A 17,991-nucleotide genomic window follows, 5' to 3' on the forward strand; every position below is an offset into this window, starting at 1 on the left:
GCGCGGCCGACGAACGCTGAGCCCGTCGACCACGCACCAGCACGGCCGACCCGCCAGCCTAACCCGCACGCCCGCAGGAGTCAGTGGCCGCGAGCCAGCCACTCCTGCAGGTGCGGTGCCTCCGCGCCGATCGTCGTGTCGTCCCCGTGGCCGGTGTGCACGACCGTCTCCGCCGCAAGGGAGAGCAGGCGGGTGCGGATCGACCCGACGATGGTGTCGAAGTCGCTGTACGAGCGACCCGTCGCGCCCGGACCACCGGCGAAGAGCGTGTCGCCGGTGAACACCGCGCCAAGCTCCGGAGCGTGGAAGCTGCACGCGCCAGGGCTGTGCCCGGGGGTGTGCAGCACCCGCAGCGTGACACCGCCCACCTCGATGATCTGCCCGTCGTGCAGTTCCCCGTTGGGCGGCAGGTGCGGGTGGACCATGTCCCAGAGGACCCGGTCGGCGGCGTGCAGCAGCACCGGCGCGCCGGTGGCCTCGGCCAGCTCGGGCGCCACCCGGACGTGGTCGTCGTGGGCGTGGGTGGCCAGGATCGCCCGGACCTGCCGGTCGCCCACCAGGGCGAGGATCGCCGCCACGTCGTGCGGCGCGTCCAGGACGACGCACTCGCGGTCGTCACCGATCACCCAGACGTTGTTGTCCACGTCGAACGTCTGCCCGTCCAGGGAGAACGTGCCCGAGGTGACCGCGTGGTCGACTCGGGCGGTCACGGGAACACCACCACCGAGCGGAGCACGTCGCCGTGGTGCATCCGGTCGAAGGCGTTCTCGACCTGGTCGAGCGCGATCTCCTCGGTGACGAACGCGTCGAGGTCGAGCCGGCCCTGTAGGTACAGCTCGGTGAGCATCGGGAAGTCCCGGCTGGGCAGGCAGTCGCCGTACCAACTGGACTTGAGGGCGCCGCCGCGTCCGAAGACGTCCAGCAGCGGCAGCTCGATCTGCATCTGCGGAGTGGGTACGCCGACCAGCACCACCGTGCCGGCCAGGTCGCGAGCGTAGAACGCCTGCTTCCACGTCTCCGGTCGGCCCACCGCGTCGATCACGACGTCGGCGCCGAAGCCGCCGGTGGCGGCGCGGATCGCCTCGACCGGGTCGGTGTCCGAGGCGTTCACAGTGTGCGTGGCGCCGAACTTGCGGGCCCAGTCGAGCTTGCGGCTGTCGGTGTCCACCGCCACGATCGTGGTGGCGCCGGCGAGGACCGCACCGGCGACCGCCGCGTCTCCGACGCCGCCGCAGCCGATGACCGCGACCGAGTCGCCCCGGGTGACGTTGCCGGTGTTCATCGCCGCGCCCAGCCCGGCCATCACCCCGCAGCCGAGCAGACCCACCGCGGCCGGTCGGGCCGCCGGGTCCACCTTCGTGCACTGCCCGGCGTGCACCAGGGTCTTCTCGGCGAACGCCCCGATGCCCAGCGCCGGGGCGAGTTCGGTTCCGTCGGTGAGGGTCATCCGCTGGGTGGCGTTGTGGGTGTTGAAGCAGTACCAGGGCCGACCCCGACGGCAGGCGCGGCAGACCCCGCAGACCGCCCGCCAGTTGAGCACCACGAAATCACCCGGGGCCACGTCGGTGACGCCCTCACCCACCTGCTCCACGATGCCCGCCGCCTCGTGACCGAGCAGGAACGGGTAGTCGTCGTTGATGCCACCCTCGCGGTAGTGCAGGTCGGTGTGGCAGACCCCGCACGACTGAATCCGGACGATCGCCTCACCGGGCCCGGGATCGGGCACCACGATGGTGGTGACCTCGACCGGCGCGCCCTTGCTGCGGGAGATGACTCCCCGGACTTCCTGGCTCACTTCGCCTCCTGCTGGTGGTCTGCGGCAGGGCCGAGTGCCGGGGTGGGCGGGTGTGCCACGGGCTCGGCGGTGGGCCCCCGGCGAACCTACCGCGAGCACCACGGCCAGCCCAGTCGGCCCGGCGGGTTATCGCGGGCGGTCCGGGGTACGCGGGCCGCATTCGACCACGGCCAACGGGAGTGACCATGAAATTCGCGCATCTGCCGCTACGGGTCAGTATCGGCGCGTACTTCCTCAACTCGGGTCTGGGCAAGCGCACTCTGGAGGGCACCGCCGCGGAGGGCTTGCACGGGATGGCGGTCGCCGCCATGCCCCAGCTCGGTCAGCTGGAGCCGGCGCGCTTCGCCAAGCTGCTGTCGTACTCGGAGATCGCCCTGGGGGCCGCGCTGATCGCGCCGTTCGTCCCGGCGCCCCTGGTCGGGCTGGGCCTGACCGCGTTCGGCGCGGGCCTGATCCAGCTGTACCTGAAGACGCCGGGGATGCGCGAACCGGGCAGCATCCGCCCGACCCAGCAGGGCGCGGGGCTGGCCAAGGACGTCTGGCTGGTCGGCGCGGGGTTGACCCTGGTGCTGGAGGGGCTGACCCACGGCCGTCGGCTCGGCTGACCCGGGCGGGCGGCCTGAGGAGCTGCGGTGACCCAGCCTCGATCGGTGCGGCCGTTCTACCGGCCGATGCGGCCACGCCTTCGTGACGAGCCGCACCGGGCCGCCACGCCGCTGGAACTCTTCTTCGACCTGTGTTTCGTGGTGGCCGTGTCGCAGGCCGCCGGCAACCTGCACCACGCCGTCTCCGAGGACCAGCTCGGCCACGCGCTGACCAGGTACCTGCTGGTCTTCTTCGCGATCTGGTGGTCGTGGATGAACTTCACCTGGTTCGCCTCGGCCTACGACACCGACGACGACCTCTACCGCATCGCCACGCTGGTGCAGATCGCCGGGGCGTTGATCATCGCCGCCGGAGTGCCCCGGGCGTTCATCCACGGCGATTTCAGCGTCATCACGTACGGCTACGTGGTGATGCGGATCGCGCTCGTCGCGCAGTGGTGCCGGGCCGCCGCCGGTGACCCGGCGCATCGCCGGGCAGCCCGGCGGTACGCGATCGGCGTCACCGTCGTCCAGCTCGGCTGGCTGCTCCGGCTGGCCCTGCCGCCGGGGTTGGGGAGCGCGGCGTTGCTGCTGCTGGTCGTGGCCGACCTGCTGGTGCCGGCGGTGGCCGAGCGCCCGGGCATGACTCCCTGGCATCCGCGACACATCACCGAGCGATACGGACTGTTCACGCTGATCGTGCTCGGTGACGTGGTGCTGGCCACGTCGGTGGCCATCCAGACCGGAGTGGACGCCGGCAACCGCCACCTCTGGCCGCTGGCGGCGGCGGCCACCGTGATCGTGTTCGCCCTGTGGTGGCTCTACTTCGACCGGCCCATCGACGCGCCCGACCGGCTGCCGTACTCGCTGGTCTGGGGCTACGGCCACTACCTCATCTTCGCGGCGGTCGCCGCAGTCGGCGCGGGTCTGAGCGTGTCGGTGGACCACGAGCGGCACATCGCGCACATCTCGGGAACGATCGCCGGGTACGCGGTGGCCGTTCCGATCGCCGTCTTCCTGCTCACGGTCTGGGTGCTGCACGTACGCCGGCAGCAGCACGGCGCGGTGGTCGTCGCCTTTCCGGTCGTCGCGCTGCTGGCACTGCTCGCGCCGCTCGGCCCGGCCCCGGTGTACGTACTCGCGGCGCTGCTGGTCGCCCTCGTGGCGTTGACCATCCTGTTGCGCCGCCGCGACGTGGGCCCGAGCGCGGCGGTGCCCGGCCCGGCCTGAACTCCGGTCACGCCACCTCGCGGGCCGGGTCGACGAGGGTGTCAGCGGGGCGTTGCGCGGGAACGGCGGGGGCGGGTGGCGCCGGGCGGGCCACGCCCCGGTTCAGGCCGGTGACCAGGAGCCGGTTGTACGAGGCCGGCAGGACCCGGGCCAGCAGGTCGGGCAGCTTCGCCGACCAGCCGATCAACACCCGGCCCCGACGCCGCTCGACGCCGCGCAGGATCACCTCGGCGGCCCGCTCCGGCGCGATGGTCAGCAGCTTCTCGAACTGCGCCCGGCCGGCCGCGTACTCGTCGTGGGAGACGCCACTGCCGATCCGGGCGTTCTCGGTGATCCGGGTGCGGATGCCGCCGGGGTGCACCGAGGTCACCCCGATGCCGTCGTCGACCAGCTCGTGGCGCAGTGCCTCGGTGAAGCCGCGCACGGCGAACTTGCTCGCCGCGTACGCGGTCTGCCCGGCTGGCGCGATCAGCCCGAACAGGCTGGAGATGTTGACCAGGTGCGCGCCCGGCTCGGCCCGGAGGGTGGGCAGCAGCGCGTGGGTCAGCTGCACCACGGCCCGGAAGTTGACGTCGATCACCCAGCTGAACTCGTCGAACGTCACCTGGTCGAACCGGCCGCCGAGGCCCACGCCGGCGTTGTTGATCAGCAGGCGTACCCGCGGGTGCCGCTGGCCGATCTCCGCGGCCACCTGGGCGACGGCGGTCTGGTCGGCGAGGTCCACGAGGTACGTGGCGAGCTGACGATCCGGGTGGCCGGCGCGGATCGCGTTGGTGACGGTGTCCAGCCGCTCGGCGTCGCGGTCCAGCAGGACCAGGTCGCTGCCTCGGCGGGCCAGCGCGTGCGCCAGCGCCGCGCCGATGCCACTGGCCGCCCCGGTGACCACGGCGGTCCCACCGGCGAAGTCGAACCTCTGCACGATCCTGCTCCTCTGCTGGCGGTTTTCCTCCATCCGGGGCGGTGATCGGACCCTAACACCGCCCCGGATGGCCGGAAACCACCGCGACAACCCCTAGTCGGCCGCTCGGGTGAAGGTCATGATCCAGTTGGTCTCCCAGGTCTGCTCGCCGTCGACCGAGAACGCCTGCTCCCAGCGGGCGGTGGTCGCGCTGATGTCGGACCAGATGAACCGGCACCGGACCGGTCGCCCCTCGTGCTGGTCGTCGGCGTAGAAGCGGCCGACTCCGTCGACGAAGCGGCCCACCATCGGCGGCTGCCCCAGCACCCCGGTGTCGCTGCTCATCCAGTAGATCGACCATTCCTGCCGGGCCGGGTCGAAGATCCGGATCGTGGCGCCAGCGGAGCCCTTGGTCGGGAAGGTGATCTCGTCGAAGTGACCGCCGCCGGCGAAGAAGCCGTGCGCCACCGACACCCCGGGGAACTCCTCCCACTCGTCGGAGCCGGCCAGCCGCTTGCGCAGCCGCCGGTTCACGACGTTCCAGGTGCCCTTGAAAAAGTCGAAGTCGCCCATCGTCGGCCCACCGGCGCTGCCGCTCGTCGCGTTCTCAGTCATGTCGGGACAGTACGACCGGTCCCCTGACAACTAGTGTCAGTGAAGTGCGGGCCAGTCGACTTCTCTCCGTCCTGCTGCTGCTCCAGTCGCACGGGCGGTTGACCGCCGCGCAGCTCGCCGAGCGGTTGGCCGTCTCCCCCCGCACCATCTACCGGGACGTCGAGTCGCTGCACGCCGCCGGCATCCCGCTCTACGGGGAGGCCGGGCACGCCGGCGGCTACCAGCTCGTCGACGGCTGGCGGACCCGCCTCACCGGGCTGACCGCCGAGGAGGCCGACCGGCTGTTCCTCGCCGGGCTGCCCGGCCCCGCCGGCGAGCTGGGCTACGGCGACGTGGTGGCCGCGCTGCAACTCAAGCTGCACGCCGCGCTCCCCGCGCCGCTGCGCGACCGGGCGACCCGACTGCAACAACGCTTCCACCTGGACACTCCCGGGTGGTACGCCGACGGCGACGCCTCCCCCGAGCTGGCCCGCACGGCCGAGGCGGTCTGGCGACAGCACCGCGTCGAGGTGCGCTACCGCGGTTGGAACGGCGAGGTGACCCGGGTCCTGGAGCCGTACGGCCTGGTGCTCAAGGGCGGCCGTTGGTATGTGGTGGCCGACCAGCCCGGCCGGGGCGCGCCGGCGACCTACCGGGTCAACCAGATCCTCGCGCTGACCCCGTTGGCGCAGGAGTTCGACCGGCCCGCCGACTTCGACCTGCCGGCCTGGTGGCGGGCGCACGTGGCGCAGTTCCGGGCCCGGCTGCACCGGGACGAGGCCCACGTCCGGCTCTCCCCCGCCGGTCGGGAGCGGCTGCGCGAGGTTGGCACCGATCCGGTGGTGACCGCGATGGACGCCAGCGCCGGGCCACCGGACGCGCGGGGTTGGGTGACCGCGGTGTTGCCGATCGAGTCGCTCACCCATGCCCACGGCGAGCTGCTGCGCTTCGGCGCCGACGTCGAGGTGCTGGCCCCGGTGGCGCTGCGCGACCGGCTGGCCGCCACGGCGGCCGGGCTCGCCGCGCTCTACTCCCCCGCCTGAACAGCCCCGACCATCTCCACAGTGGAAGCGTCGGGGGCGTCGATTGTCGTCACGGTGTGCCACCCTGGGACGGTCATCAATGGTCACCGGAGGTGAGGGCCACGTTACGGCTACGCGCACTGGTCGCCGTCCCCGGCACCGGGCCGGTGACCCTCGACGTTCCCGCCGGCACGCTCGCCGCCCTGGTGGCGCCGCCCCGGTTCGGCACGGCGGTCGCCCGGGTGCTGGCCGGGCTGGCCCCGCCGGTGACCGGTCGCATCCTCGTCGGCGACCGGGACGTCACCGGCCTGCCGCCGCCCCGCCGGCAGATCGGCTACGTGCCCGCCGGCGGCGCGCTGCTGCCGCAGCTCACCGTGCGGCGCAATATCGAGTACGGCCAGCGCAAACGCGAACGGGTGCACGAGGTGGCCAACGACTGGACGGCCACCGTCGTCGACCGGCTCGAGTTGGCGCTCTCCCTCGCCCTGCTGCCGCACCAGATCTCCGCCGCCCAGCGGTTCCGGGTGGCGCTCGCCCGAGCGGCGGCCTGCCTGCCCGAGGTGCTGGTGGTCGACCTACCGGCCGGTTCGGCGGGCGACAGCCGCCTCGGTGACCTGATGCCTCGACTCTCGCCACCGGACGCCCCCGGGGTGGCGGTGCTGGTCTGCACCGCCGACCCGGCCACCCTGGCCGAGATACCGGTGCGGCACGAGCTGGTCACCGAGCCGAGCGAGGCGCCCCGATGAGGCCGGCCACCCGAGTGAGTCGTCGTACGCTGCTGCGCGCCACCGCCGCGGGCGCCACCGCGCTGGCCGCCGGCTGCTCCGGCGGGACCCGGTCGGTGCAGGTGGCGGTGGTCTGGAGCACCAGCGAGCTGGACCGGTTCCGCGAGGTCGTCGCCGGCTACCCCGCCCCGGTGCAGGTGGTCAGCGCCGGCAACGACATCGACGCGTTCCTGCGCGCCCGGCACCTCGCCGGCACCAGCCCGGACGTGGCGATCCTGCCGCGCCCCGGCCTGGTCACCGAGTACGCCCAGCGTGGGTGGCTGAGCCCGGTGCGCGCGTCCACCGGGTACGCCGTACCCGCCGGGCTGGGCGAGCTGCTGACGGCCGAGGGCCAGCGCTACGGCGTCTGGGTCAAGGCGGCGCACAAGTCGCTGGTCTGGCACCTGCCCTCGATGCTGCCCGCGCAGCCGGCCAACTGGGACGCGCTGGTCCGGCGGACCCAGGAGCTGGGCGCCCTCGCCCGGCGCGACGGCGGGCCGGCACCCCTGGCCATCGGCGCGGCGGACGGCTGGGTGCTCACCGACTGGTTCGAGAACGTGCTGGCCGACGTGGCGCCCGAAAGCTACAACACCCTCGCCCGGCCGGACGCCGACTGGCAGGGCAGACCGGTGCGTGACGCGCTGGACCGGCTCGCCGGGCTGTGGAGCATCAACGGGGCGTTCGTCGGCGGCGGCCGTCGCGCCCTGCTCACCCAGTACGAGGAGTCGGTGATCCAGGTGGTGCACACGAAGCGGGCGGTGATGCTCGTCGGGGCCGACTTCACCGCCGACGTCGCCGACCCGTTCCAGCGCGGCCCGGAGGCGCCGGTCACGTTCCGGTTCCCGGGCGCCCAGCCGGGCGGCGGCCCACTGATCGTCGGCGGGGACGCGGCCGTGGCGTTCGCCGACGCCCACGGCGGGGTCGAGCTGGTCGAGTGGCTCACCAGGGCCGACTCGTTCCAGCCGTGGTTGCGGGCCGGCGGCTACCTCTCGCCCAACACCAACGTCGCGATCGGCAGTTACCGCGACCGCGTCGGCCAGGGGCTCGCCGCGGAGATGCGGACGCCCGGCACCCTGCGTTTCGACCTCTCCGACCAGTTGCCCGGCGCGTTCACCGGCTCGGACGGGGTGGGCATCTGGCGGATCATGCAGGGCTTCTTCGCCGACGTCACCGACGGGGTCCGCGCCAGCGAGGCGATCCGCCGGGCCACCGGCCTGCTCGCCGCGGCGGCCCGCAGCGCGGGGGGTGGCCGATGAGCCAGGTGCGGGTCCTCGGCGAGCTGGCGGTCCTCGACGACGTCGGTCCAGCCCGACGGGGCCGGGCCTACCCGGCGGCGGGGGCCACGTCGGCCCTGCTGCTGCCGGCCGCGGTGCTGCTCGGCGGGCTGGTCCTGTGGCCGGTGCTGCGGACCATGCACGCCAGCGTCACCACCGACGGTCACTGGGTCGGCGCGGCGCACTTCCGGACCGCGCTCGCCGCCCCGGGCACCGGCGCGGTGGTCGGCCGGACGGTCCTCTGGGCCCTGCTGGTGCCGGCGGTGGTGACGGCCCTGGGCTATCTGCTCGCCGCCGCGTCCCGCCGCTCCCAGGAGGGCGGCCTGGTCCGGTTGATCCTCCTGGTGCCGGTGGCGTTGCCGCTGGTCGTCACCGGGGTCACCTTCCGACTGATGTACGACCCCGACCCGAGCCGGGGGCTGGCCACCCTGGTCGCCACCCGACTGACCGGCCGCCCGGTCGAGGACGCGCCGCAGTTGCTCGGGCCGGGGATGGTCACCGTCGCGTTGATGTCGGCGTTCGTCTGGGCCTGGGTCGGCTTGGCGGTGCTGGTCTTCCGGTCCGCGCTGGACGCGGTGCCGCCGAGTCTCGCCGACGCGGTCCGCGCCTACGGCGGTGGGCGTCGCCATGTGCTGTGGGACGCGCAGTGGCGGCCACTGCTGCTGCGGACGACCGCGGTGGTCTTCGCGTTGGTGGCGGTCGGCACCAGCCGCACGTTCGACCTCATTCTGGTGATGACCCCCGGTTCGGTCCGCGACGAGGCCTCGGTGCTCGCGCTGCGGATCTGGCAGACGTCCGGGGGCACCACCACCGGCGACGGCGCCGCGCTCGGCGTGGTGTGGCTGGTGGCGGTGATCGGCGGGATCATGGTGGCCGCGCTCTTCGTCCGGCAAGCCTGGCCCCCGCCGCGCGTGGAGGCGGCACCGGAGCCCCCTCCGGTCGCCCCGCCCCGGCGGGTGTTCCGGCTGCTCGCGGCGGGTGCCGCGATCGCCTGGCTGGTGCCGCTGGCGGTGCTGGTGGCCACGTCGGCGCACGGCCGGGTGGACGCCGCCGCGCGCGGCTGGTGGTCCGCGGCGCCGAACGGCGAGTCCTACCGCGACCTGGTCACCGGCACGGAGCTGTGGCGCACGCTGGGCTTCACCCTGCTGCTGGCCACCGCGGTGACCGCCACGGTGCTGGTGGTCGCGTTGCTGGCCGCGTACCCGTTGGCCTGGTTGACCGGGCCGGCCGCGCAGGCCACCGGGCTGCTGCTGCTGGCGGCCAGCGTCGTGCCGATCCAGGTCATCGCCGGGCCGGTCAACGAGGTGCTGGGGCTGGTGCTCTCCTCCGGCACGGCTCAGGGTCTGGCCCTGGTGCACATCGCGCTGGGCGTGCCGTTCGCGGTGCTGGTGCTGCGCAACGCGTTCGCCGACCTGCCGGTCGAGCAGGTCCGCGACGCCCGGTTGGGCGGGCACCGGTGGTGGCACACGCTGCGCCGGTTGGCCCGGCACAACCTGTCGGCGGTGGTGGCGGTGTCCGTGTTGGAGTTCGTCCAGGTCTGGAACGACCTGGTGGTGGGTCGGCTGTTCGGTGGGCCGGGGGCGTCGCCGCTCGGGCCGTTCCTGGCCGAGCAGACCCGCAGCTTCGTGAGCAACAGTGGCGCGCTGGCCGCCAGTTCGGTGCTCGCCTCGGTGCTGCCGGTGGTGCTGGTGGTCCTCTCCCGGCGGCACCTGGTCGCCGGGCTGGTCTCCGGGGGCGTCCGGTGACCGGGCCGGGTGGTGCGCGCGGTGGCTCGCGCTGGCCGGCGCTGATCGCGATCGGCGGCGTGGTCGGCAGCATCCTCGCCAACGTGGCCAGCAACCTGGCGGGCAATGTCCTCTCCGAGCTGGCGGCCAGCGTGCTCGGGCCGGTGACCGTCGTCCTGGCCGCCGGCGGCGTCGTCGGTTACGTCGTGTACGAGGTGCGCCGCCGCCGGGCCGGCCGGGAGGTCGGCCCCGAGCCGACGGAGGTGCTCACCACCCCGGCCACCGGGGCGCCCAACCTGCCCTACACGGCCGAGTTCACCGGTCGTGACGAGCACGTCGAGGCGTTGATCGGTCTGCTCGCCCGGGAGCACGCGGTGGCGGTCCTGGGCCGACGCGCGGTGGGCACCTCCGCGTGCGCGGTGCAGGCCGCGAACCAGTGCCGGGAGGACTTCCCGGACGGGCAGTACTACCTGGACCTGCGGCGGCGCGGCCGACCCCGTTCGGCCCGGCAGGTGCTCACCGCGCTGGCCCGGATCCTGGGCACCGCCCCGCCGGCCTCCGGTCGGCCGGACGCGCTCGCCGCCGCCGCCGACGCGCTGCGCGGCCAGCTCGACGGTCGCAAGATCCTGCTGGTGCTGGACAACGTCGACCGTCCCGACCAGGTCCGGCCACTGTTGCCGCCCACCGCGCGCACCTGCCGCCTGCTGCTCGCCGGCGGTCCGGCGCTGGTCGGTCTGGAGGGTGTGGTCGCGCACTGGATCGCCGAGCCGGGCACGTCCGAGGCGGTGGAGCTGTTCGCGACGGCGGGCGGGGCCGCGCCCGCCGCGCGGGTGCGTCGCGCCGACCCGCGCACCGACCCGGCGGTACGCGACATCGTCGACCTGTGCGGGCGGCAGCCGCGTACCGTCCGCGCGCTCGGTTACCGCACGGCGCAGCACGGCTGGCGGCACTCCGACGTGCTGGACGCGCTGCGCCGCGCGGTGCAGACGCCACCGCACCAACGGCTCGCCGTCTCACCGGCGGCCCGCCTGGTCACCGAACGGGACATCGCGTACCAGGCGTTGCCCCGTCAGGCCCGACGGTTGTACCGGCTGATGTCGCTGGTCCCCGCCCCGGTGGACCGGCCCACCATCGCCGCGCTGGCCGGGCGGCACCCCGAGCTGGTGACCGCGCTGCTCGACCGGTTGGCCGCCGCCGCGTTCGTGGTCGGCGCGCCCGGTGACCGGTACGAGATCCGCCCTCTGCTGGCCGGCAGCGCCCGACTGCACCTGCGGGACGCGGATCCGGCCCGGGCCCGGGTCGCCGCGCAGGCCCGATTGACCCGGCACCTGGCCCGCCGGGCCGAACGGCACGCGGCCAATCTGGCGGTGCTCGGCTCCGCACCGGACCGGGAGTGGTCGCTGCCGCTGGACGACGACCCGTACGGCTGGTTCGACCTGCACCAGGAGCTGCTGCTGGCGGTGGTGCGGGTGCCGGCCGGCGCGAAGGAGACGCTGCCCCGGCGGGTCCGCCGGTGGTGGTTCCGGCTGGCCGTGGCGTTGTGCGGGTGGTTGGCGTACGCCGAGCGGCTCGACGAGTGGGAGCAGGTCTGCCGCACCGTGCTGGCCACCCCGACCGCCGACGACCGCCCGGAGATCGCCGGGTGGGCGCACAACGAGCTGGGGGTGCTGCGCCGACGCCGACACGACCCGCAGGGGGCGGCCGCCGCGCTCACCCTCGCGGTCAACGAGCGGGGGCGGCGGGGCAACGCCCAGGCGCGGATGAACCTCGGCCTGGCCCTGCTCGACCTGGGGCAGCTCGACGACGCGGTGGAGCACCTGGAGATGTCCCGCCGACACCGCTCGGGCGCCGACCGGGCCGGGCACGCCCTCACCGAGCTGGGCCTGGGCGCGGCCCAGCTGGCCCGGGGAGAACCGGACACCGCACACCACCACCTGGTACGGGCGGCCAACACGTTCCGGTCGGTGGGTGACGCGCGCGGGTACGCGGCGGCGCTGACCAACCTGGTGCTGGTGCACGCGGCGCTCGGCGAGCACCTGGACGCCGCCCAGGCGTGGCGGGCCGCACTGCGCGAGTACGAGTCGGTCAACGACCCGACCAGCCGGGCGACGGCACTGCTCAACGCCGGGGCGACGCTGCTGAGCAGCACCCCGGGGCAGGCGCGGACGGCGTACGAGCTGCTGGCCGAGAGCCGCCGGCTGCGCGAGGAGACCCGCCCGACCGCCGGGCTGGCACGTACCCTGCTCTACCTGGGTGACGCCTGCGCCGCGCTGGGCGACCGGGACGACGCGCGGCGGCACTGGGCGGACGCGGCGGCGGTGGCCGAGGAGGTCGCCGACGCCCAGGGGTTGGCCGCCGCCGACGCCCGACTGGAGGACGACGCCGACAGCCGGGTGACGTAGGTCGCTCGGGTTGGTCGGTGGTACGGCTCTGGGAGACTCTGTGATCGTGGACGCGCTCTCGGTACGGGGACTCAGTCGCAACTTCGGCAACCTGGTCGTGCTCGACGAGGTGAGCTTCACGCTCCCGGCCGGCCGGATCGCGGTGGTGCTGGGCCCGAATGGCAGCGGCAAGACCACCCTGCTGCGTTGTGTCGTCGGTGCCGACCGGCCGGACGCGGGTGAGGTGCTGGTGCAGGGCCGCCGGGCCGACGAGACCGATCCTCAGGTGCGGGCGCTGGTGGCCGCCGCCCTGGACGACATCGACTTCTTCCCCGACCTGTCCGTGGTCGAGCACCTGGAGTTGGTCGCGTACGCCCACGGGGGTGACGCCGAGCCGGTCGAGGAGGTCCTCGCCGAGCTGGGTCTGGAGCCGGCCCGCGACCAGTTGCCGGTGACGCTGTCCAGCGGGCAGCGCCGCCGGTTGGCGCTGGCGTCCTGTTTCGTCCGGCCCCGCCGGGTGCTGATCCTGGACGAGCCCGAGCAGCGGCTGGACGTCCGCGGGCGACAGTGGCTCGCCGACCGGCTGCTGCGGGAACGGGCGGCGGGCACGGCCGTGCTGCTGGCGTCGCACGACCCGGAGCTGATCGACGCGGTGGTCGACGAGCGCATCGAGATCGGCAAGTGACCACCGCGCCGGCCACGATCGCTGACACGCCGGCCGGGGTGCCGACCGCCCGGCAGGTGCGGACACACCTGCGCAAGGCCCGCAGCCGGCACCACGACCACTCTCTCGGTGACGTGCTCGGCGACGCGTACGTCATGGTCCTGTTCGTGGGCATGTACGGCTGGTTCGCGATCAGCGCCAGCCGGGACCTGCTGGAATCCCCCACGGTGGGGCGGGCCGAGCCGGGCGTGCGCTGGTGGCTGGCGGTCGCCGCGCTGCTGGCCGGGGCGGGGCTCGCCTGGCGTGGCCTGCGCGCGCTCGGCCCGCTGCTGGTCACCCCGGCCACGCAGAGCTGGGCGACCAGCGCGCCCATCGACCGGCGGGCGTGGCTGGCGCCGCGCTTCGTCCTGCTGCTGCTGGGCGCGGCGGCCGGCACCGCGGCGCTCGGAGTGGCCGTGGCGGCGCTCGGTGGGGTCAGCGACCCGGCCACCCTGGGCTGGGCTGCGGCGGCCGGCGCGGGGTGGGGCGCTGCCGCGCTGGCGCTCAGCGTCGTCGCTCAGGGGGGCAGCCGGTCGGGGCGACGCTGGCCGACCCTGGCCGGGGCGGTGCCGATGATGGCGGCGGCCGTGATCACCGCCCTGGTGGTGCTCGTCGGTCGCCTCGGCGACGGGCTGCCCCGGCCGGCGACGACGCCGACCGTCGCGCTGGTCGCCGTCGCGGTGCCCCTCGCGGTGGTGGGCACGATCCTCGCGGTTCACGCGCTGCCCCGGGTCGACCGGGCCACCCTGACCACCGGCGCGCAGTTCGCCAACGCCGCCGCCACGGCCACGATCCTGCTGGACCCGAGCCTGCTCGCCGGTCTGGTGGAGAGCCGCCGCTGGCGTCGGATCGGCCGGGTTCGCAGCCGCCGGTTCCTGCCCGGCCCCGGCTGGTGGGCGCTGCTCCAGGCCGACGTACGCCGGCTGCGCCGGCACCCGAGCGCCGTGCTGATCTGGGCGGCGCTGATCGGGGTGCAGTACGCTGCCGCGCTCGCCCTGCCCGGGTTGGCGGGGGCCGCGCAGGTGGTGTTCGCGTATCTCGCCGCCAACCGGCTGACCGGCGGTCTGCGGTCGGTCAGCCGCTCACCCGGGCTGCGCCGGGCGCTCGGCGGCAGCGACAACCTGCTGCGCGGGATCCACGTGGTGGTGCCGGCCGTCGGCGCGGGCCTGTGGTGGTTGCTGACCCTGCCGACCGTCGACCCGGGGCCGCCCTGGCTGGCGCCGACGCTGGCGCTCGGGGTGGTGGCCGCCGCGTTCCGGGCCGGTACCCGCCCGCCGATCGACTACGGCGGCGCGACGGTCAACACGCCGTTCGGGATGGTCCCGGTGGACCTGCTGCGTCAGGGGTCACGTGGGCCGGCGCTGCTCGCCGTGCTGGTCCTCGTCCAGCTGTTCCTGGGCTGACCGGTCATCCGCCCGGTCGGCCCGGGAGCCGGATCACGGCACCACCAGGTCGGGCAGCGCGTGTGGACTGCTGTCGTTTCCGTCCAAGACAGCGCCGCGACCTCGATCTAGCGTGGACCCAGCAATCCCGTCCGAGCATGAGGAGACAAACCATGCGCGACCTGGTCTACACCGGTTTCATGTCGCTCGACGGCGTCGTGGACTCGCCCGGCGGCGGGCCGGGTGAGGAGCACCGCAGCGGCGGTTGGGTGTTCAAGGACCTGGAGTTCGTCCCGGAGGCTTGGTCGCTGAAGGGCGAGGAACTCGCTGACACGACGGCGCTGATGTTCGGCCGTCGCAGTTACGAGGCGTTCGCGCCGGTCTGGCCCGGTTCGGAGGACCACGCCGGCTACAAGGAGCTGCCCAAGTACGTGGTGTCGAGCACGCTGTCCGACGACGCGCTCGTCGACGGGTGGGGGCCGACGACGATCCTGCGCTCGACCGGGGACGTCGCCGCGCTCAAGCAGGGCGAGGGTGGAGCGATCTTCATCCACGGGAGCGCGGAGCTGGCCCGGCGGCTGTCGGACGAGGGACTGATCGACCAGTACAACCTGCTCGTCTTCCCCGTGCTGCTCGGCGCCGGGAAGAGCCTGTTCGGCCGGGCCGACCGAGACAAGCACATGCTGACGCTGCGGGAGTCGGAGAGCTACTCGAACGGGATCCTCAAGCTGGTCTACGACGTCAGGCGCTGATTCAGGTCGAGGGCGATGGCGCCGCCGGTGCCCTCGCGTAGCTGCCTGACGGTGCGTCCGACGTAGGAGCGCAGTGCCCGGGCCAGGTGCGGCTCGTCGAAGTAGTCGAGCTTGGTGACCACGTCGGCGGCCGGGTCGCCGGTAGCCAGCAGCTCCGCCGCCGTGCGGGCCCGCTCGATCTGCCGGACCGCGCCGCGCGTCAGTCCAGTCGCGGCGCGGAACCGGCGTTCGACGGTACGCCCCGAAACGGCCGGGTCGTGCCCCCGCAGCAGGTCGGCGACGAGCAGGTCACGGACCACGGTCCCGGCCCGGACGAGGCGCTCGACCAGGGCCTCGGCGTCGTCGGGGCCGGGCATCTCCCAGCGCGCGCCGTCCAGCCGGAACGTCCGGCGCGTGGTGTCGGGAAGCTCGATGCCGCCGTCGACCAGCGTCGGCGTGGGCACGGTCCGCAACGAGGTGCCCACGGCGAACTCGATGCCGGTGAAGGTCGCGCCCTCCGGCACCGGCGCCGTGCCGGTCCGGGTCTCGGGACCGGTGATGCTCGCGTGCGTCCGGCCAGCCTGCTCCCAGAACACCAGGCCCCACCGCACCCCGGCCACGGACGTCATCGCAGTGACCTGCTCGCTGGTGCAGGTCCACACGGTGTCGACCCAGGGCGAGTCGGACCCGCGCGTCTCGAACCGCAGTCCCACGGGCGAAGGATACGCGGCGAGCACGGTGGACCGGACGGTCCCGGGGCTAGCCGGGGCCGAGCGCGGCGGCGATGGCGGCGACGCCGTCCTCGATCTCGGTGGGCGTACGGGCCGCGTAGCCCAGCACCAGGCCGGGCCGGTACGGCCGCTGGCAGTGCCAGGACAGCGGTTGCACCTTCACCCCGCGCGCCAGCGTCGCCGCCGCGAGCTCGGTGTCGACCACGGTGTCGTCCAGCGTGATCATCAGGTGCAGACCGGCGGCGGCGCCGTGCACCGTCGCCGAGGGCAGCGCGCGGGCCAGCGCGGCGATCATGGCGTCCCGCCGGCGGATGTGCCGTCGGCGCAGCAGCCGCAGATGCCGCTCGAAGGCGCCGGAGGTCATCAACTCCGCCAGCACCAGTTGCGGTAGCACGGCGTTGCCCAGGTCGGCGTTGCGCTTGGCGGCCACCACCGCCTCGCGCAGCCGTGCCGGCACGAGTAGCCAACCGACCCGCAGGGCGGGGGCGAGCAGTTTGGAGACGCTGCCGGCGTAGCAGACCTGCTCGGGCAGCAGGCCACGCAGCGCCGGCACCGGAGGACGGTCGTAGCGGTGCTCGGCGTCGTAGTCGTCCTCGATGATCAGCCCGCCGGCCCGCGCCCAGGCGACGAGGTGGCGGCGGCGGTCACCGTCGAGCACCACGCCGGTCGGGAACTGGTGCGCGGGGGTGAGCATCACGGCCGGTACGCCGCTGGTGGCCAGCTCGTCGACCCGCAGACCGGCGTCGTCGACCGTGATCGGCGGGGTGTCCATCCGCCAGTTGTTCAGGTGCTGCCGCACCCCGAGCGAGCCCGGGTCCTCGACCGCGACCCGGTCGACACCGGCGGCGGTGAGTGCCTGGGCGAGCAGCCCGAGCGCCTGGGAGACGCCGGCCACGATGATCACCTCGGCGGGGTCGACGCTGATGCCGCGGTTGCGGGCCAGCCAGGCGGCGACGGCCTGTCGCAGCGCGGGCGTGCCACACGGGTCGCCGTAGCCGAGGTCGGCCGCGGCGAGGCGGCGCAGCACGGTCCGTTCGGCGCGCAGCCAGTCCGCGCGGGGAAAGGCGGCCAGGTCGGGTACGCCGGGCGTCAGGTCGATGGTCGCGTGCGCCGCGCGTACCGCGTCGAAGATGTCGGTGCCCGGTGCCGGTGGGAAGGTCGCGACCGGTGCCGTCGCGGCGGCCGGGGCGGGGGTGGGCGCGGCCGGCGCGGCGACGACCACCGTGCCGGCCCGGCCCCGACCGGCGACGTGCCCCTCCTCGGTCAGGCGCTGGTACGCCTCGGTGACCACGCCCCGGGAGACCCCGAGGTCGGCGGCGAGCACCCGGGTGGGGGGCAGCCGGTCGCCGACCGGCACCCGCCCCTCGGCGATGGCCTGCCGCAGTCGGTCGGTCAGCCAGTCGGCGCGCCCGCCCGGCGCGGCGTCGGTGATGGTCAGGTGCAGGAAGTCGGAGCCGGCCGATATGGACCCCTCGGATGCCGTCGGTTTGGCTCTGCCCATCGGACCATTGTGGCAGCAGAGTGAGCAGGAGCCAGACCTGCCCACTCCGCCGGAGGACGATCGTGACCATCCCGTTCCTGATCACCACGCTGATCGTGGTGGTCACCCCCGGCGCCGGGGTGATCTTCACGCTCTCCGCCGGCCTGTCGCGGGGCGCCCGGGCCGGGGTGCTGGCCGCGTTCGCCTGCACGCTGGGCACGTTGCCGCACCTGCTGGCCGCGATGACCGGGCTGGCCGCGCTGATGCAGACCAGCGCCGCGGCGTTCGAGACCGTCCGCTACCTCGGCGTCGGCTACCTGCTCTACCTGGCCTGGTCCATGGCACGGGACCGCGACGCCTTCGCGGTGACCACCGACGCCCCACCCCGCTCGGCGATCCGGGTGATCGTCTCCGGGGTGCTGGTCAACCTGCTCAACCCGAAGCCGACGATGTTCTTCGTCGCGTTCCTGCCGCAGTTCGTGGACACCACGGCACCGGGCTCGACCCGGGCCATGCTCGGCTGCGGCGCGGTGTTCATGCTGCTCACCTTCGTGGTGTTCAGCGGCTACGGCATCTTCGCGGCCCGGGTACGCGAAAGGGTGCTGACCCGACCCCGGGTCACCGACTGGCTGCGCCGATCCGCCGCCGGCACGTTCGTCGCGCTCGGCGTGACCCTCGCCCTCACCGAACGATAGGAC

Annotated in this window: 17 protein-coding genes; 11 read left to right on the forward strand and 6 right to left on the reverse strand. The window is 74.1% G+C overall.

The window, feature by feature from the left end; genetic code table 11:
- Positions 1-80: 80 nt before the first annotated feature.
- Both AC5L30_RS28020 and AC5L30_RS28025 read right to left on the reverse strand, forming a co-directional pair.
- Positions 81-710 (reverse strand): MBL fold metallo-hydrolase, encoded by a 630-nt coding sequence (locus AC5L30_RS28020; protein ID WP_494870832.1) that lies wholly within the window; start codon positions 708-710, stop codon positions 81-83.
- Positions 707-1,795: an S-(hydroxymethyl)mycothiol dehydrogenase gene (locus tag AC5L30_RS28025; RefSeq protein ID WP_494870834.1), complete on the reverse strand. Its 1,089-nt coding sequence runs from the start codon at positions 1,793-1,795 to the stop codon at positions 707-709. Before AC5L30_RS28025 ends, AC5L30_RS28020 begins: the two co-directional genes overlap by 4 nt.
- 185 nt (positions 1,796-1,980) lie before the next feature.
- On the opposite strand from AC5L30_RS28025, the gene AC5L30_RS28030 reads away from it, so the two are divergent.
- Both AC5L30_RS28030 and AC5L30_RS28035 read left to right on the forward strand, forming a co-directional pair.
- A complete protein-coding gene (locus AC5L30_RS28030; protein ID WP_494870836.1) occupies positions 1,981-2,400 on the forward strand; it encodes a hypothetical protein in 420 nt (139 codons plus the stop codon).
- Positions 2,401-2,427: 27 nt separating this feature from the next.
- Positions 2,428-3,609 carry a low temperature requirement protein A gene (locus AC5L30_RS28035; protein WP_494870838.1) on the forward strand — a complete coding sequence of 394 codons (1,182 nt, stop codon included), beginning with the start codon at positions 2,428-2,430 and terminating at the stop codon, positions 3,607-3,609.
- A gap of 7 nt (positions 3,610-3,616) precedes the next feature.
- Here AC5L30_RS28035 and AC5L30_RS28040 read toward each other — a convergent pair whose 3' ends face one another.
- A complete protein-coding gene (locus AC5L30_RS28040) occupies positions 3,617-4,528 on the reverse strand; it encodes an SDR family NAD(P)-dependent oxidoreductase (protein WP_494870840.1) in 912 nt (303 codons plus the stop codon).
- 93 nt (positions 4,529-4,621) lie between these two features.
- Positions 4,622-5,122, reverse strand: a complete 501-nt coding sequence (locus AC5L30_RS28045) for a hypothetical protein (RefSeq protein WP_494870842.1) — start codon at positions 5,120-5,122, stop codon at positions 4,622-4,624.
- Positions 5,123-5,166: 44 nt separating this feature from the next.
- Here AC5L30_RS28045 and AC5L30_RS28050 point away from each other — a divergent pair, with 44 nt between their 5' ends.
- From AC5L30_RS28050 to AC5L30_RS28085, 8 genes are all read left to right on the forward strand, one after another.
- A complete protein-coding gene (locus AC5L30_RS28050; protein WP_494870844.1) occupies positions 5,167-6,144 on the forward strand; it encodes a helix-turn-helix transcriptional regulator in 978 nt (325 codons plus the stop codon).
- Between the two features lie 92 nt (positions 6,145-6,236).
- A complete protein-coding gene (locus AC5L30_RS28055) occupies positions 6,237-6,869 on the forward strand; it encodes an ATP-binding cassette domain-containing protein (protein WP_494870846.1) in 633 nt (210 codons plus the stop codon).
- A 14-nt stretch (positions 6,870-6,883) separates the two neighbouring features.
- Positions 6,884-8,143 carry an extracellular solute-binding protein gene (locus AC5L30_RS28060; protein WP_494870848.1) on the forward strand — a complete coding sequence of 420 codons (1,260 nt, stop codon included), beginning with the start codon at positions 6,884-6,886 and terminating at the stop codon, positions 8,141-8,143.
- Complete coding sequence (locus AC5L30_RS28065; RefSeq protein WP_494870850.1) at positions 8,140-9,906, forward strand: ABC transporter permease; 1,767 nt, start codon at positions 8,140-8,142, stop codon at positions 9,904-9,906. Before AC5L30_RS28060 ends, AC5L30_RS28065 begins: the two co-directional genes overlap by 4 nt.
- The gene (locus AC5L30_RS28070) at positions 9,903-12,287 is read left to right on the forward strand and encodes a tetratricopeptide repeat protein (protein WP_494870851.1); all 2,385 of its coding nucleotides are present in this window, start codon (positions 9,903-9,905) and stop codon (positions 12,285-12,287) included. The genes AC5L30_RS28065 and AC5L30_RS28070 overlap by 4 nt, the downstream gene beginning before the upstream one ends.
- A gap of 46 nt (positions 12,288-12,333) precedes the next feature.
- Positions 12,334-12,951 carry an ABC transporter ATP-binding protein gene (locus tag AC5L30_RS28075; RefSeq protein ID WP_225855085.1) on the forward strand — a complete coding sequence of 206 codons (618 nt, stop codon included), beginning with the start codon at positions 12,334-12,336 and terminating at the stop codon, positions 12,949-12,951.
- The gene (locus AC5L30_RS28080) at positions 12,948-14,372 is read left to right on the forward strand and encodes a DUF6297 family protein (RefSeq protein ID WP_494870853.1); all 1,425 of its coding nucleotides are present in this window, start codon (positions 12,948-12,950) and stop codon (positions 14,370-14,372) included. Before AC5L30_RS28075 ends, AC5L30_RS28080 begins: the two co-directional genes overlap by 4 nt.
- Before the next feature lie 152 nt (positions 14,373-14,524).
- Positions 14,525-15,103 carry a dihydrofolate reductase family protein gene (locus AC5L30_RS28085; RefSeq protein WP_494870959.1) on the forward strand — a complete coding sequence of 193 codons (579 nt, stop codon included), beginning with the start codon at positions 14,525-14,527 and terminating at the stop codon, positions 15,101-15,103.
- Here the strand turns inward: AC5L30_RS28085 and AC5L30_RS28090 are convergent.
- Positions 15,085-15,795: a helix-turn-helix domain-containing protein gene (locus AC5L30_RS28090; RefSeq protein WP_494870855.1), complete on the reverse strand. Its 711-nt coding sequence runs from the start codon at positions 15,793-15,795 to the stop codon at positions 15,085-15,087. The two genes, AC5L30_RS28085 and AC5L30_RS28090, sit on opposite strands and share 19 nt — an antisense overlap.
- Positions 15,796-15,841: 46 nt before the next feature.
- Positions 15,842-17,314, reverse strand: coding sequence for a MocR-like pyridoxine biosynthesis transcription factor PdxR (gene pdxR / locus AC5L30_RS28095; RefSeq protein WP_494870856.1), 1,473 nt, complete (start codon positions 17,312-17,314; stop codon positions 15,842-15,844).
- A gap of 62 nt (positions 17,315-17,376) precedes the next feature.
- Here pdxR and AC5L30_RS28100 point away from each other — a divergent pair, with 62 nt between their 5' ends.
- On the forward strand, positions 17,377-17,988 hold the full coding sequence (locus tag AC5L30_RS28100) for a LysE family translocator (protein ID WP_494870857.1): 612 nt from the start codon (positions 17,377-17,379) through the stop codon (positions 17,986-17,988).
- Positions 17,989-17,991 lie beyond the last annotated feature (3 nt).

The sequence above is a fragment of the Micromonospora sp. BQ32 genome (genome assembly GCF_059358895.1).

Excerpts from the sequence above, each read along its gene's own strand:
- AC5L30_RS28045 (WP_494870842.1), bottom strand. The coding sequence starts at position 5,122 with ATGACTGAGAACGCGACGAGCGGCAGCGCCGGTGGGCCGACGATGGGC.
- AC5L30_RS28065 (WP_494870850.1), top strand. The coding sequence starts at position 8,140 with ATGAGCCAGGTGCGGGTCCTCGGCGAGCTGGCGGTCCTCGACGACGTC.
- pdxR (WP_494870856.1), bottom strand. The coding sequence starts at position 17,314 with ATGGGCAGAGCCAAACCGACGGCATCCGAGGGGTCCATATCGGCCGGC.
- AC5L30_RS28030 (WP_494870836.1), top strand. The coding sequence starts at position 1,981 with ATGAAATTCGCGCATCTGCCGCTACGGGTCAGTATCGGCGCGTACTTC.
- AC5L30_RS28085 (WP_494870959.1), top strand. The coding sequence starts at position 14,525 with ATGCGCGACCTGGTCTACACCGGTTTCATGTCGCTCGACGGCGTCGTG.